The organism is Prevotella sp. AM42-24, assembly GCF_003461825.1.
GTDB lineage: Bacteria > Bacteroidota > Bacteroidia > Bacteroidales > Bacteroidaceae > Prevotella > Prevotella hominis.
The window spans coordinates 1-16,040 of sequence record NZ_QTXV01000023.1; the positions used below are offsets into that span (position 1 = coordinate 1).

Annotated in this window: 11 protein-coding genes, 2 tRNA genes and 1 pseudogene; 8 read left to right on the top strand and 6 right to left on the bottom strand. The window is 45.6% G+C overall.

The window, feature by feature from the left end; translation table 11 throughout:
• Window positions 1–277: 277 nt before the first annotated feature.
• Window positions 278–1,084, top strand: a complete 807-nt coding sequence (locus DW917_RS08500; protein WP_118117850.1) for a Cof-type HAD-IIB family hydrolase — start codon at window positions 278–280, stop codon at window positions 1,082–1,084.
• Window positions 1,085–1,229: 145 nt separating this feature from the next.
• Here DW917_RS08500 and DW917_RS08505 read toward each other — a convergent pair whose 3' ends face one another.
• Complete coding sequence (locus DW917_RS08505; protein WP_199545524.1) at window positions 1,230–3,920, bottom strand: hypothetical protein; 2,691 nt, start codon at window positions 3,918–3,920, stop codon at window positions 1,230–1,232.
• A gap of 254 nt (window positions 3,921–4,174) precedes the next feature.
• Here DW917_RS08505 and ilvA point away from each other — a divergent pair, with 254 nt between their 5' ends.
• Window positions 4,175–5,374, top strand: coding sequence for a threonine ammonia-lyase (gene ilvA / locus DW917_RS08510; RefSeq protein ID WP_118117800.1), 1,200 nt, complete (start codon window positions 4,175–4,177; stop codon window positions 5,372–5,374).
• Between the two features lie 13 nt (window positions 5,375–5,387).
• On the top strand, window positions 5,388–5,762 hold the full coding sequence (locus tag DW917_RS08515) for a RidA family protein (RefSeq protein ID WP_006848032.1): 375 nt from the start codon (window positions 5,388–5,390) through the stop codon (window positions 5,760–5,762).
• A 28-nt stretch (window positions 5,763–5,790) separates the two neighbouring features.
• Here the strand turns inward: DW917_RS08515 and DW917_RS08520 are convergent, their stop codons facing one another.
• Entirely contained in the window at window positions 5,791–6,681 is an 891-nt protein-coding gene (locus DW917_RS08520; RefSeq protein ID WP_118117802.1) for a DMT family transporter, read from the bottom strand.
• A gap of 201 nt (window positions 6,682–6,882) precedes the next feature.
• Here DW917_RS08520 and DW917_RS08525 point away from each other — a divergent pair, with 201 nt between their 5' ends.
• Window positions 6,883–8,610: an RluA family pseudouridine synthase gene (locus DW917_RS08525; RefSeq protein ID WP_118117804.1), complete on the top strand. Its 1,728-nt coding sequence runs from the start codon at window positions 6,883–6,885 to the stop codon at window positions 8,608–8,610.
• Window positions 8,611–8,784: 174 nt separating this feature from the next.
• On the opposite strand, the gene DW917_RS08530 is transcribed toward DW917_RS08525, so the two are convergent.
• Together DW917_RS08530 and DW917_RS08535 are read right to left on the bottom strand one after the other, a co-directional pair.
• Window positions 8,785–8,855 (bottom strand) — tRNA-Gln (locus tag DW917_RS08530).
• A 37-nt stretch (window positions 8,856–8,892) separates the two neighbouring features.
• Window positions 8,893–8,963: transfer RNA gene (locus DW917_RS08535), tRNA-Gln, on the bottom strand.
• A gap of 205 nt (window positions 8,964–9,168) precedes the next feature.
• Here DW917_RS08535 and rsfS point away from each other — a divergent pair.
• The 3 genes from rsfS (at window position 9,169) to DW917_RS08550 (ending at window position 12,617) form a co-directional block, all read left to right on the top strand.
• Window positions 9,169–9,528, top strand: coding sequence for a ribosome silencing factor (gene rsfS, locus DW917_RS08540; protein ID WP_022110304.1), 360 nt, complete (start codon window positions 9,169–9,171; stop codon window positions 9,526–9,528).
• A gap of 123 nt (window positions 9,529–9,651) precedes the next feature.
• Window positions 9,652–11,730, top strand: a complete 2,079-nt coding sequence (gene ftsH, locus DW917_RS08545; RefSeq protein WP_187349099.1) for an ATP-dependent zinc metalloprotease FtsH — start codon at window positions 9,652–9,654, stop codon at window positions 11,728–11,730.
• 11 nt (window positions 11,731–11,741) lie between these two features.
• Window positions 11,742–12,617 (top strand): phosphatidate cytidylyltransferase, encoded by an 876-nt coding sequence (locus tag DW917_RS08550; RefSeq protein WP_118117806.1) that lies wholly within the window; start codon window positions 11,742–11,744, stop codon window positions 12,615–12,617.
• A 562-nt stretch (window positions 12,618–13,179) separates the two neighbouring features.
• Here the strand turns inward: DW917_RS08550 and lpxB are convergent.
• Both lpxB and surE read right to left on the bottom strand, forming a co-directional pair.
• Window positions 13,180–14,313: pseudogene (gene lpxB / locus DW917_RS08555) on the bottom strand (lipid-A-disaccharide synthase); the annotation flags it as partial.
• Window positions 14,314–14,353: 40 nt separating this feature from the next.
• Entirely contained in the window at window positions 14,354–15,118 is a 765-nt protein-coding gene (gene surE, locus DW917_RS08560) for a 5'/3'-nucleotidase SurE (RefSeq protein ID WP_118117810.1), read from the bottom strand.
• A gap of 111 nt (window positions 15,119–15,229) precedes the next feature.
• Between surE and DW917_RS08565 the strand changes: the two genes are divergently transcribed.
• The gene (locus tag DW917_RS08565; RefSeq protein ID WP_022110309.1) at window positions 15,230–15,994 is read left to right on the top strand and encodes a ParA family protein; all 765 of its coding nucleotides are present in this window, start codon (window positions 15,230–15,232) and stop codon (window positions 15,992–15,994) included.
• Window positions 15,995–16,040: the final 46 nt, after the last annotated feature.

Genomic DNA, 16,040 nt, shown 5'->3' on the forward strand with positions numbered 1-16,040 from the left:
TGTTATTTTTACCCTACTATTTTGGGGTGGGAAACTTTAGTAATATAAATATTGATGTCATGATTATCTAAATAAAAAAATAGAAAAGTTGCTGCAAAAGTACAACTATTTAATGAGAAATGAATAGATTTTCACAAAAAAGTTTCCCAAACTCCTTTTTTTATCTTAACTTTGCAGTCTCTATCATCTATAGCAGTCGCACTATCCATCATAGAAATAACTTCATCAAAGAAAATAAAATCACAAAAGAAAATACATAATGGAAAAAGAACAGAAGATTCCTTATCGTGCCATCGCTCTCGACCTTGACGGCACGCTGACCAACCACGAGAAAGTGGTGACACCTCGCACCCGTCAGGCTCTCCTGAAAGCTCAAGACAATGGTGCCATCATCATTTTAGCTTCCGGGCGCCCTACATACGGTATCCAACCAGTAGCAGAATGTCTTGAACTGGAAAAACGAGGAGGATTCATTCTTTCCTATAATGGCGGAAAGATTGTGGATGCCAAAACCGGTGAGGAATATTTCTCACAATATCTGCCAGATAGCGTGATACCTTTATTATATCAGTATGCCAAGGAAAAGAACTATGCGCTCTTAGGATATGCCGGCAATGAGATCATCACCGAAATGCCAGACGACCAGTATGTGAAGGAAGAATCCCGCATCAACAAGATGAACGTCAGAAAAGTAGAGAATCTGCTTGATGCGCTGGAGCCTCATCCTACCAAACTCCTGATGACTGGCGACCCTACCGACATGCAGAAGGCAGAAGAAGGACTCTCTGACATTGTAGGCGATAAAATGTCTGTTTTCCGCTCGGCTCCTTTCTTCCTGGAACTGGTTCCTAACGGCATCGACAAAGCACAGTCTTTGCAGAGATTATTGGGTAAAATCAATCTCACTCCTGCAGACATGATAGCCTTCGGTGATGGATATAATGACCTCAGTATGCTCAAACTTGCCGGTGTCGGTGTGGCTATGGCTAATGCTGCTCCTGAGGTAAGAGCGGAAGCTGACTACGTTACTCTTTCCAATGAAGAAGATGGTGTGGCTGCTGCGCTGAACCATTTCTGGAAATGAGAAAGACTATAAAATGAGAAATGAGAAATGAGAAGTGAGAAGTGAAGAAAGAAGGAGAAAAAAGTTGGTTTCACACTGGATGAAACCAACTTTTTTGATGATTGTCCAACGATTTCTGGTTATCTCTGAACGACTTTCTTCACATTCACAATGTAACTACCAGTTCACCGGTCTTATCATTATAATAAACGGCTATTACCTGGTTGGCTTTTAAAGTAGGAGTGATGGACTTCTCTACATTCTTAGCCTTATAATTCAAAGTCACCTTGATACTTGATGCCTGCAGGTTCTTGAGATAAACCTTGGTAGAATCCTCTGCATCCTGAATAGCCTGCAAACCGGAGCCCTTGACCGTGAAGCCTAAGATTTCGCCCTTGGAATGATTGACGTCCAAGAGGAAGGTGGCATCTGCCTTGGAATCCACAATATTGGTTTCTACCGTAAATACAGGCGCAGCACCATTGAGTTGCACATTCTTCAACTGGCATCGGGGTTCCCCGCAGAAGTTGGACAGGAGCATGTAGGAAGCACCATCAGGGTCTGTGGCGATAACACCATTCCATCCCTCAGCTACCATCTTCTTCAAACTGATAGTCTTCTGCATCAGCTTGCGGGTACTTTCAGCATTCACATTACTATAATAGATGATATTGCGCTTATCTACAATGTCGCCAGCCTTCACATCCTTACTCTTGTCGCTGTAAGAAGCATAGAGTTTGGAAGTATTCACGGAATTGTTGTTGGCACGGTTTCCAAAGCCCATGGTCTTACCATCTACGTTGACAATACCCAGAGCATTATCGATATTCACCCAGTTGGTATTCAGGGTGAGGAATTGAGAACCATCACTCTGCTTGTGGGTCATACCCGTCTCCTGATTCTTGGCATTGTCGAAATAGAGCGTACGCTTGGTTCGCGTCATTTCGTCGGTACTGATAGCCATCAGACCTCCCTGATCCTTGGTAATGGTGGCAGCTGCATTGGCACGCACATAATCGGTATAGATGACAGCATTACCTGGAGTAGAATAGATGGCGAAACGATTGTTGAGGGTTCCGTCGTTCATATTCAGTTCTCCGTTCATCGTATAGCTGTTGCCACGGAGATTGTAGATACCGCTGACTACAGGTGTGGCGTTTGTATTCTTACCACTTACCTGATAACTACCGAGGAAGTTACCGGTATTGTTCTCACGGTAAGGTACGATCATCTTGTTCTTATCCGCACTGTTGGCTGCAATGTATCCGGTATAACTGCCCTTACCTGCACTCCATGAGAAACAGGTGAAACGGTCGGCAGTAGAAGCACGGACAATATTCTGGCAAGGGAATATCCGGGCGGCAGCATAACGCTGGTTGAACGCATCCCAATCTGTAGGGGTTACATCTGCTGTAGATATTGCCTCATGCATCAGCCAGGTCATCATCACACGGTGAGCCTCTACACCCATACGGCGTGCACCGATATCTGAGCGCAACAACCAGGATCCGTCAGACGTTGTAGTCTGGCGTGCCTTGATATTCTTATAAGCCAAGTTCTCAAGCATCAGCGCATCCGGATCGTTCAGGAAACAGGCATTGGTAGTGTAAGAAGTGATTTGGTCGAAAAGGAAGAGGCTCCAGTCATTACCATTAGGCATAGCCAGTTCGCCATCTGCCAGAGCCAGCCAGTTGAGCACCTCCTTCATCACCTTGTCATTATTGTGCATGAGCGAATTGGTCTTCCACTTCTCCTCACCGATGGTCTTCTGCTGGAAGAGTTTCAGTGCCAGAGCTGCCTCGCCCAACTCCTGCATCACTACGTTCTGATAACTTGTATGGAAGAAGTTGTGGTTCTGGAGCGTATAGTCATCAAAAAGATTCTGTCCCTTATAGAGGTCAGCCACGGTCTTCTTGTCATAATGCGGATCGATAACGGTCGTATTATGGGCATCATCCTTATGAGAATAACTGTTGATGGCAAACTCACGGAGGCGCTCAAACCACTTAGGAGCCATCTCATCATTAGGGAACAGACCCAATGTAGCAGCCAGCACATCAGCCTCCCAACCATTCTCTTCAGCTTTCGTATCCCCGTTATAACCGGTAGGTATCGTGCGATTCAACTCATAATTGCATTCAGCCTTCAGGAGTTTCTCGATATATCCCTTCTGTTTGTCGGAGAGTTTATCCCACTGGAAATAAGCGGAATAAGCTACGGACATCGCCCAAAGTGAACTTTCCCAAACATGATCGCTACCGGAAGTAGAACCCCAGTAGGTATTACCAGAACAGGTTTTCAACTTATTTGCCTTATGGGTAGAGTAAGCGAAAACCAGACTCTTCATCGCCATCTTTTCCAGGTCATCCCAAGTAACGCCCTCAGGCAGAGTCACCTTGTCCTTACCATATTTTACGAGGAAAGCAGAAATCATAGAGAGGTCGGCATTGGAGCGAACACCGTCCTCATTATTCTGCATGGTACTATTACACTTGAAAGCACCACATACCTCACCCACAGAATTTGGCGCAACACAATCCTGGAAATCATTTTTCAGATACTTGGAGAATTTAGCCAACATATTCATCAGGTCACCCTTCATGGTAGCCTCATCCACAAACTGATTGTTGATTACCCCTTCTATAGGACTGGTCACACTCTCCTCAGTAGGAGTCACCTCTTTCGCCTCATTGGAATGATCACTTACCGCTTTCACCTTTTTCTTGAAAGCAGTAGAAATCTCAGAAGTCTGTCCCTCAGTATTTCTCATTTCAGGAACGATGGCTCCCATAGATGCAGCCATAGCTACACCAGCAGAAAGTACAATGGCAGAACAAAATGTTTGTTTCTTCTTCATTTTGTTTTTAGCTATTTATTATCAAAAAGTACATTAAAATGAGATGCAGAACACGCAGAAAACCTCACTTTTCATATTGGTTCATTCATCTCGTCTCAAATAATTGGTGGCAAAAATACAACATTTTCCTCAAATACAAGAGAAAAGAAGCGTTTTATTTTTGTTTATAAAATAAAAAAGATATAATTATTCTTGTTATTTATAGAATTATGTGTACCTTTGCACACATAACAAATAAAAGCATATCAGCAGTTATGTTACAATTAGACAATTTCTATAAGGCTCGCTTCGTGCTGAGCAAAGTTATCAGAAAGACTGAGCTGGTTCACACTCCAAGAATCAACCCAGAGAGTGATGTCTATCTGAAGCCTGAGTGCCTCCAGAAGACGGGTTCGTTCAAGATTCGTGGTGCTTACTATAAGATTTCACAACTCACCGATGAAGAAAAGGCGAAGGGTGTGATAGCCTGTTCGGCTGGCAATCATGCTCAGGGTGTAGCTCTCGGTGCCACCGCCATGGGAGTGAAGAGTCTTATCTGTCTGCCAGAGGGTGCTCCTATTAGTAAGGTGGAAGCCACCAAGCGTCTCGGTGCAGAGGTCTGTCTGGTACCTGGTGTCTATGATGATGCCTACCAGAAGGCATTGCAACTGAAGGACGAGCATGGCTACACCTTCGTTCATCCTTTCGATGATGAGAATGTCATCGCTGGTCAGGGCACCATCGGTCTGGAGATTCTCGACCAGTTGCCAGATGTAGAAGCTGTCGTCGTTCCTGTAGGTGGCGGCGGACTTATCTCTGGTGTAGCCTTTGCCATCAAGTCGCTGAATCCTAACGTCAAGGTATATGGTGTTCAGGCAGAAGGAGCAGCAAGTATGGTACAGAGTCTGCACGATCATAAACAGGAGAAGTTGCCTTCTGTAGCGACCGTTGCTGATGGTATTGCCGTAAAGGAACCGGGCAAGATTACTTTTGAAACATGCTCCAACTACGTAGACGAAATCGTAACCGTGAGCGAGGACGAAATCTGTGCAGCCATCCTGAAACTCATAGAGAGCGAGAAGATGGTAGCCGAAGGTGCCGGTGCGGCCAGCGTGGCAGCCGTGATGTACAACAAGGTCCCGGTGAAGGGCAAGAAAACCATCTGCGTGGTAAGTGGCGGTAACATCGATGTAACAATCCTGAACCGTGTCATCACCCGTGGTCTTGCCAAGAGCGGCCGTCTCTGCACCATCGAGATGGAGCTGGATGACAAACCGGGCGAACTCGTAGAGGTCTGCTCTGTCATCGCCGGATTAGGCGGTAATATCACAGGCGTCCACCACGACCGTTCTGCCAACCGCAACAAGGTGAATGCCTGCGTGCTCCGCCTCACCATGGAGACTCGCGACGAGGAACATGTAAAAGAAATCAAGGGAGCCCTTGAATCAAAGGGATTCCATTTATATATTGTTTAAAACTTATCAGATTATGAACGCAATTCACACAGACAATGCGCCTGCAGCTATCGGTCCATATAGCCAGGCTATCGAAGTAAACGGTTTCGTATTTGCATCAGGTCAGATTCCTATCGACCCTGCAACAGGCAATTTCGTAGAGGGTGGCATCAAGGAGCAGACCCGTCAGAGTCTTACCAATGCCCAGAACATCCTGAAGGCTGCCGGTACTGACCTCTCTCATGTAGTAAAGACTACAGTTTATCTGAACAGCATGGATGATTTCGCTGCCATGAACGAGGTTTATGCAGAGTTCTTCAGCCAGCCATACCCAGCACGTTCTGCTGTAGCAGTAGAGAAGTTGCCAAAGGGCGCACTCGTTGAAGTAGAGGTTCTGGCTGCTAAGTAAAAGAAATCGGTAGTATAACTCCTGGAGTTTATGCTACCGTTTTTTTGTCTGCCACATACATGCCTATCAGGATGCAAGTGGCACCTATCAGAAAATAAGGAGTGATTTTCTCATCCAATATCCATGAAGCAAAGATCATGGTAGTGATCGGATTGAAATATACCCAGTTGGTGGCCTTTACCGTACCCAACTTGGAAAGGCACCAGTTCCATGTGAGAAAACAGATCATGGAAGCCAAGCAACCTAAAAACAACAGGTTGCCTATCACCTGAGGTTTGGCAAAGACCTCGCAAGAAGGGAATCCCGGTATAATCAGATAATAAGGCAATATCGTCAATACTCCATAGAAGAATACCTTGCGGGTGATAAAGGCGGCACTATACTTTTCCGTCACCGATTTCATCATCAGGGAATAGATAGCCCAGCACATACATGCCGTAAACGCCAGGGCATCGCCTACGGGGGAGAGATGAAGCACAAAGCGACCATTCAAAACCACGATGATCATACCCATAAAAGCCAAAAGCGAACCAAGTATCTGTATCAGGTTGATGCGGGCGGAATCCCGATATACCAACCTTACCAGCAGGGTAGCAAAAAGCGGACAGGAACATACGATAAGGGATGTATTGGTGGTGGTGGTGAAATTCATCGCTTCATTCTCACTTAAGAAATAGAGTGATCCTCCCGTGATGCCTAATAACATCATCTTCGCTTCGTCCTTCCAAGAGTCGGCAAAGATGCGACGGTGGTTGAATGCCAGCATCAGAACGTATGCGATGGAAAAGCGCATGGTAAAAATCTGGGCTGGAGAAAGTCCGTTCAGCATCAGCACCTTGGTTGATACAAAAGTGGTTCCCCATATTGCTACGGTGAGGAATGCTACGAGATGATAAAAGAGGTTGCTGTTTCTATTCATACTTACATCTATTCTTTCTTTTGCCGCACATTTTTATATCTGTACACTTATACGTCTATCCCTTTTTGCGACAGTTCTTCTGTGACAGTTCATTTTTTATGACTGCAAAAGTAAGGCTTTTCGATGAAGTACACAAATTTTTTCAAATATTTATTTTGGAGGAACAAATAATTATATGTACTTTTGCACCTAAAATAACAAATGATGATACTACATCCTTTCCATATATCCTCAATAGGAACTGACTTTCCCGAAAAGATGAACAATCCTTTCGACTACGAACCGCACCCTCTTTGCATACAGATATGCAAGGAGTTGCAGACCTATCTTGAGAACAAGAAGGAATGGCGCGAGGAAATCGACCGGGGAAAAATGTTCGGAGTACTCATCGTAGAAAAGCCTTCGGATATTCACGAAGGCAGACAACTGGGATACTTGGCCGCCTATAGCGGTCAGATAGGAGGCAGAAGCGACTGGGATGACTTCGTACCTGCCGTTTTCGACTACCTACAGCCTGATGGATATTTCAAGACCCATGAGGCGGAAATCACCCACATCAACGAAAGTATCCTGCGACTGGAAAAGGATGAACGGATGCAGAAGGCCCGGACACTCATCGCAGACCTGCTCACCCAGCGCCAACAAACCATAGCCGATTTTCAGGAAAAGATGAAAGAAAAGAAGGCCCAAAGGGATCTCCGACGAAAACAGGGCAATCTCTCTGCCGAAGAGGAACAGGCGATGACCAAAGAAAGCCAATTCATGAAGGCCGAACTGCGCCGACTCAAGAAATCACTTGCCGAGAAGACAACATTAGAGACGGAATACGAAGACTATCAGAACAATATTTCCAGACTCAAGCAACTGCGCAAGCAACTCTCTGATGCCCTGCAGCAATGGCTATTTGCACAATTCAGAATGCTCAATGCCGAAGGAGAAGAAAAAGATCTGTTGGAAATATTCAGAGATACTGCATTGGAAGACCAGCCGAACCTGTCACTCCTCTCCAAAAGAGCTGCACTGAAGATGGTTCCTCCTGCCGGAAGCGGAGAATGCTGCGAACCCAAACTGCTCCAGTATGCTTTCAGACATCATCTGAAACCCCTGCAGATGGCGATGTTCTGGTGGGGCGAAAGTCCGAAAGAGGAAATCAGACACCACCTGCAGTTCTATCCAGCCTGCAATGGTAAGTGCAAACCGATACTCCGCTGGATGCTACCGGAAGTCAACACGATGCTCAAACATACATCTCAACCACTTACTCTGGAGACACTCTATGAAGACCGGGAACTTGCCGTTATCTGCAAACCTGCCGGAATGCTCTCCGTACCAGGAAAAGAACCAGGCGTCACTTCCGTCTATTCCATCATGCGAAGAAAATACCCGGAGGCTACGGGTCCTTTGATTGTACACCGGCTGGACATGGCTACAAGCGGACTCATGGTGATTGCCAAAACAGAGTTTGCCTACCATCGGCTGCAGGAACAATTCGCAAGTCATCAGATACAGAAGAAATACATAGCCATCGTATGTGCGAAAGAAGGAAGCATCCAGCCTGAAGGCATTCTCTCTCTCCCTCTGATGCCCGACTATCTCGACCGTCCACGCCAGATTGTAAATCATGAACAGGGAAAGGAAGCGATTACGGAATACAAAGTTCTTGGAAACGAAGAAAACGATGTTTTTGGTAACAAAGAAAACGAAGGAAACAACCAGCATCTCCGCCTCGCTCTCTATCCCCAAACGGGACGTACCCACCAACTCCGTGTACATTGTGCCCACAGGGAAGGACTGAATGCCCCTATCCTTGGCGACCCTCTCTATGGCTGCGAGAAGGCACCCCGCCTCTACCTCCATGCCGAATCTATCAGGTTTACACATCCTTTATCAGGAAAGGAAATATTCATAGAACGGAAAGCAGACTTCTGACAAATCTGAAATAGGAAGAAGTACGGTGCCTTATATCATACAAGAAAAAATCCTGAAAAAAAGAATCCCTTAGTGTTCTTCTTGCTGAAACACTAAGGGATTTATTTTTTCTCGTATGAATGCATAAAAAAAGCACCTCCATAAGGAAGATGCCATTCAGTTTAACCAATTAAGTTGGGATACCCGGACTCGAACCAGGAATGACAGGACCAGAATCTGTAGTGTTACCATTACACCATATCCCAATATGCAGGTTGATGATTGATGACAATGATGAAGAAGTTGGGATACCCGGACTCGAACCAGGAATGACAGGACCAGAATCTGTAGTGTTACCATTACACCATATCCCAATATCTTAGCAATCATTATAAGCATTAATCATAATTGCGAGTGCAAAGGTACTACTTTTTTCTGAATTACCAAAAAAATCAGCGTCTTTTTTCTAAAAAATCTCAATTTTTATCGTTTTTCGGGGTTTTTCCATGTATTTAGCGTATCTTTGCAAGGCTTTTATAAAGAAAAAACATAAACGAGACAATTAATAGATAATCATCAATGAATACAACAAAACAATTAGTAGAGACAATTAAAGAAGGAATACAGGAAAAAAAAGGTAGTAAAATTGTGATTGCCGACCTGACGCACATCGATGGTACTATCGCAAAGTACTTCGTCATCTGTCAGGGCAACTCTCCATCACAGGTGGAAGCTATCGCTGAATCTGTAGGCGATTTCTGCAGAAAAAATCTGGGAGAAAAACCTGCAAATGTTGCGGGATTGGGAAATGACCAGTGGGTTGCTATCGACTTCGTGGATGTACTTGTGCATATCTTCCAACCAGAAGTTAGACAATTCTATGATCTGGAGCACCTCTGGGAAGACGCCAACCTGACTGAGATTCCTGACCTCGACTAATCAGCAGAACAACTTCCTTTATCCGGAGTTGGTATATATAATTAAGGTATAAATATAATAAGGTGTAAGACTACCATAGTATAGTTTTATACACGATATAGGATTCATATAATATCAGAAGATATGGAACAAGGAAACAGAATGAACAATCATGGCGGCGGAAAACCGCCAAAGATGCCTCGGTTCAACATGAGCTGGCTTTACGTCATCATCCTCATCAGTTTGATAGTCGTCTTTCTGAATGGTGGTGGTGATGCATTAGGTGGAAGTGCAAGCAAAAAGGCTACTTACACTGAATTCAAGGAGTACATCGAAAAGGGATACGTACTGAGCGTTACTGCCAATAAGAACGACGGCAACCTGAAAGTGTACGTTGCCCCAAATCATATCAGAGATGTATATCATACCAGTGCGAAGAACGTAGGACCTGCTCCTTATGTTGAAGTGCAGTATGGTTCGATAGACGAAGTTGACAAATATCTCGACAACATGGTGAAGGCTAAGAAAATCAAATCTTACAACTATGTCAACGAGAAAGGCAACGACTTCATCAGCCTCCTGATTAACTTCGCCCCACTCATCATCTTCTTCCTCCTCATCTGGTGGGTATCTGGAAGAATGGGCGGTGGCATGGGCGGCTCTGGCGGCGGTATCTTCAATGTCGGCAAGAGCAAAGCACGCATGTATGAAAAGGGAAATACATTAGGTATTACCTTCAAGGATGTGGCCGGACAGGAAGGTGCCAAACAAGAAGTGGAGGAAATCGTGGAGTTCCTCAAAAACCCACAGAAATATACCGACCTGGGTGGTAAGATTCCTAAGGGAGCACTCCTCGTGGGTCCTCCGGGAACAGGTAAGACACTCCTGGCAAAGGCTGTAGCCGGTGAAGCTGGTGTACCATTCTTCTCTATGAGCGGTTCCGACTTCGTTGAAATGTTTGTGGGTGTCGGTGCATCCCGTGTTCGCGACCTCTTCAGACAGGCTAAGGAAAAGGCGCCAAGCATTATCTTCATCGATGAGATTGATGCCGTGGGTCGTGCCCGCAGCAAGAACCCTGCCATGGGCGGCAACGATGAACGTGAGAATACCCTGAATGCCCTCCTTACAGAGATGGACGGCTTCGGTACCAACAGTGGTGTCATCATCCTTGCAGCTACCAACCGTGTTGATATGCTGGATAGTGCCCTGCTCCGTGCCGGTCGTTTCGACCGTGAAATCCACGTTGATCTGCCTGGCTTGAACGAGCGTAAGGCCATCTTCCAGGTTCATCTGAAACCAATCAAGATAGACGACACAGTAGATATCGACCTCCTGGCTCGTCAGACTCCGGGATTCTCGGGTGCAGATATCGCCAATGTTTGTAATGAGGCTGCCCTCATCGCTGCACGCCACGACAAGAAGGCTGTGTGCAAGCAGGACTTCCTCGATGCTGTCGATCGTATCGTAGGTGGACTGGAGAAAAAGACCAAGGTGATGACTGCAGATGAAAAGCGCAGCATCGCATTGCATGAGGCTGGTCATGCTACAATCTCATGGTTCTGCCAGTATGCCAACCCGCTCATCAAGGTTACCATCGTACCTCGCGGACAGGCTTTGGGTGCAGCATGGTACTTGCCTGAGGAGAGACAGATTACCACCAAGGAGCAGATGCTCGACGAGATGTGCTCGCTGATGGGTGGACGTGCAGCAGAGGAACTGTTTACAGGACATATCTCTTCTGGTGCAATGAACGACCTGGAGCGTGCTACCAAGAGTGCATACGGCATGGTGGCTTACCTCGGTATGAGTAAGACTTTGCCTAACATCTGCTATTACAACCAGAGCGAATACTCTTTCCAGCGCCCATACTCTGAGACAACGGCAAGAGAAATCGACGAGGAAGTACTCAAGATGGTGAACGAGCAATATACCCGTGCCAAGAACATCCTGATGGAACACAAGGAGGGTCACAATGCGCTGGCTGAACTCCTGATACAGAAAGAGGTTATCATGGCAGAAGACGTGGAGAAGATTTTCGGCAAACGCCCTTGGATGAGCCGTTCTCAGGAAATCATGGAGGACGAGCAGCCTAAGATTGACGACACCGTCAAGGAACTTCCAGAGGTACAGGCTGCTATCAAGGAGCATGAGGAAAACAACAAGAATGCTGAAGACAAGCAGGACGATAGTCGTGCCGAAGACAAGCAGGACGATAATAATTAATACCAAAAGTCATGACAGACAAACAAAAGAACCTCATCATCAGAACCATCACCGGCGTACTCTTCGTCGGTTGTATGGTTTCATGTTTCCTGCAACCGAGAGCAATGGTACTCCTCTTCGCTCTGATCACTGGCCTGAGTATCTGGGAATACTGCGGGTTAGTCAACAATGAGATAGAAGACGTTTGCGTCAACCGTTTCATCTCAACCGTAGCAGGTGTATATTTCTTCCTTGCCGTAGCGGGATTCCGTACGGGTGTTACAGGCTACAACTTCGTAGTCTTCATCCCATACATCTTCACGATTGTATATCTCTTCATCTATGAGTTATATACAGGCAATAAGAATGCTGTTGGTGACTGGGCTTACACGATGCTTTCACAGATGTACATCGCTCTCCCATTCTCGCTCATCAACGTATTGGCATTTGAAGTATCAGCAGAAGACGGACAGATACATTACGATATGCTCTTACCACTGAGCATATTCATCTTCCTCTGGACCAATGATACAGGTGCCTATTGCAGTGGCTCTCTCTTCGGAAAGCACAAGCTCTTCCCTCGCATCAGTCCTGCCAAGAGTTGGGAAGGAAGCATCGGCGGAGGTATCTTCGTACTGATTGCTGCAGCCATCGTCGGTTACTTTGCCAATTCAGGAGAAACCCTGCATACCTTGAACATCCCTGAGTGGATGGGATTAGGTTTGGTAGTCGCAGTATTTGGCACATGGGGCGACTTGGTAGAGAGCCTATTCAAACGCACCATCGGCGTGAAAGACAGTGGCAATATTCTTCCGGGACACGGAGGTATGCTCGACCGTTTCGATTCTTCACTTATGGCAATTCCTGCCGCAGTGATTTATCTCTACACCCTCCAACTGTTCGGATAAAACAATCCGTCCATCGGATAAGTCAATCCTATAAGTTCAGCAAACAAGAAACATTTTATACTATCAGGACGTGCTTCGCAAAGAAGTACGTCCTGTTTTGTTTCATACAAGTAAAAAGATATCGTACTACCGATTCCCGTCCAGGCAAGCAAAAACTGCTGCATAGGCAGGGATGATTTTCTGCGTGGGCAAGCAAAAATTCTTGCCTGGGCAGGGAAAAATAAAAGTGGAGTAAGGGGAATGTTTTGAAAAACACCTCTTACCCCACTTCCGTTAGGATATAAAATATGATAAAAACTGGTCAGACCTATTCTGAGACTGGAGGATTCTGATGGGAATTTTCCTCACTCATTTCCTGAGCTTTCCTCATTTGCTCTTCAGCAATTCGCAATTGTTCCTCTGCCTTAATACGGGCACGCTCAGCTTCTTCCTGGGCTTTAATCCTTGCACGTTCAGCCTCCTGTTCTGCCTTGATTCTTGCACGCTCAGCAGCCTCGGCAGCCGCTTTAGCCTCAGCCTCAGCCCTTTCCTTTGCCAGACGAATCAATTCCTCTCGATGCTTCTTGATCAGGTCATACATGATGGTAGCAGCCTGATCTGGAGCTATGCGATTGCCCAATTTCTCACGAACCTCCTGATAACCTGCTAACATTTTTTCTCTGCCAGACATTCCAGGAAGAATCTGGAAGAGCTGGTCGGCAATACCATCCACCGTAAAGCGGTCGGCAAACATCTCCTTCACGATTTCCTTATTGGCCACCAAATTGACCAATGAGATATACTTCACCTTGAGGATATGATTGAAAGCCCAACGTATCAGTTTAGGAAGCGGTGTCTCATAGCAGACAACCTGCGGAACATCAAAAAGAGCCGTCTCTAATGTGGCAGTACCACTGGTTACTAATGCCACCTTACTTTGAGCCAAAAGCGGATAAGTCTTGTTCTTGACCAACCTGACAGGAGTTCCCTCAATGAATTTCTGATAATATTCATCATCAACAGAAGGAGCACCAGCCAGGACCATCTGATAATCCTCAAAACGCTCAGCCACCTCTATCATGGCTGGCAAATTATCCTTGATTTCCTGCAGACGACTACCAGCCAACAGAGCTATAATAGGCTTCCTTGTGTCCAGATTATTCTCAACACAGAACTCAGCGTATGTCTGATGATAATCCGCTCTGAACTCATTCACCTCCTGTGCCGTAGGATTGCCTACATAATGAATCGGATACTTGTGTTTTTTCTCAAAGAAATCAACCTCAAAAGGCAAGATGGAAAAGAGTTCGGCTATATCCCTCTTGATACTGCGGATACGCCATTCCTTCCATGCCCATATCTTAGGAGATATATAATAGTAAGCTGGTATTAAAGTGTTCTTTTTCAGAAACTTAGCAATATTCAGATTAAAACCCGGATAATCTACAAGAATCACCACATCAGGTTTCCATTCCACAATATCCTGCTTGCATTTTTTCATATTGGCAAAGATGGTACGCAGATGCAGGAGAACCGGCACAAAGCCCATATACGCCAGTTCCTTATAATGCTTGACACGGGTTCCACCTTCAGCAGTCATCAAGTCACCACCGAAGAACCGAAACTCAGCCAATTCATCCACTTTTTTCAACGAGCGCATCAATCTGCTGGCATGCAAATCACCACTTGCCTCGCCTACTATCAAATAATACTTCATATCTTAGCGTGAGAAGTTTATAAAATCCTTGAGTGAAGGTTTAAATCTTGAAACTATTCAGTAATTCATAGTCTGTCACATCTATCTTGGTAGGTGTAATGGAGATATATCCATGATTCAGAGCCCACTGGTCGGTATCAGTAGCCTCCGGCTCATCATTGCGATATTCTCCCACCATCCAATAGTAATCGTAGCCACGCGGATGATGACGCTTTTCCACCTCATGAATCCAGGAACCACGGGTCATGCGGCACATCTTAAAGCCCTTGAAAGGCGGATTCGCAGGGAAATTCACATTCAGACAGGTATCTATAGGCAAACCTTCCGCAAGCACTTTCTTCACAATAGCGACAGCCCCATCCTTCAACGGAGAAAGATCGGCATTCTCATCGTAATTGCAACTACTGAAGGCCACAGAAGGAATACGCTTCATGCACCCCTCCTTGGCAACACCCATCGTACCGGAATAATAATTGTTGACACTGGAATTATCACCATGGTTGATGCCACTCAGAATCAAGTCTGGAGTACGTCCAGGGAGCAATTGATCTAATGCCAACTTCACACAGTCAACAGGCGTACCGCTGCATGACCATACTTCCACATCCTCTCCCATATTCTTGCGGCGTTTCAGTCGCAATGGTTCTGTGGCAGAAAAGGCACAGGCATATCCCGACCGGGCACTTTCAGGAGCCACAACCAGCACGTCGCACCAGCCTTTGAGGAAGCCGACGAGCGTTTTAATACCATTGGCATGATAGCCATCATCATTCGAAATTAAAACTAAAGGTTTCTTATTTTCCATAAAATTTCCTTTCTTTTGGGTGCAAAAGTAATAAAAAAACTATAAAGTAACGTATTTCTCGCATAAAATATGTATCTTTGCATCGATTTTCACTATTATAACATATAGAAAATGGGAAAAATTATCGCATTAGCTAATCAAAAAGGTGGTGTAGGAAAGACTACAACTACTATCAATCTGGCTGCATCGCTGGCCACATTGGAGAAGACAGTCCTCGTTGTTGACGCTGACCCTCAGGCAAACGCCTCCAGCGGTTTGGGTGTCGATATCAAGGAGGTGGACTGCTCGCTCTACGAATGTATCATCGACCACGCCGATGTCCGCGATGCGATATATACCACCGACATTGACGGTTTGGACATTATCCCAAGCCATATCGACCTGGTGGGTGCTGAAATAGAAATGCTCAACCTTAAGAACCGTGAGAAAGTAATCAAGACCTTGCTGGAACCTATCCGCGATGATTATGATTATATCCTCATCGACTGTTCTCCTTCACTGGGACTCATCACTGTCAACTCGCTTACCGCAGCCGACAGCGTCATCATCCCGGTACAGTGCGAATATTTCGCTCTTGAAGGTATCAGCAAACTGCTCAACACCATCAAGATTATCAAGAGTAAGCTGAATCCGAAACTGGAAATCGAAGGATTCCTGCTCACCATGTATGACAGCCGTCTCCGCCTTGCCAACCAGATCTATGACGAGGTAAAACGACACTTCCAGGAACTGGTGTTCAAGAGTGTCATCCAGCGCAACGTGAAGTTGAGCGAAAGTCCAAGTCACGGTCTCCCTGTCATCCTCTACGATGCAGAGTCAAACGGTGCCAAGAACCATCTGGCACTGGCAAAAGAGATCATCAACAAGAATAGTTAACAAGTAAAGACAAGAGAATTCTTCACTCTTCACTTAAAAACAACAT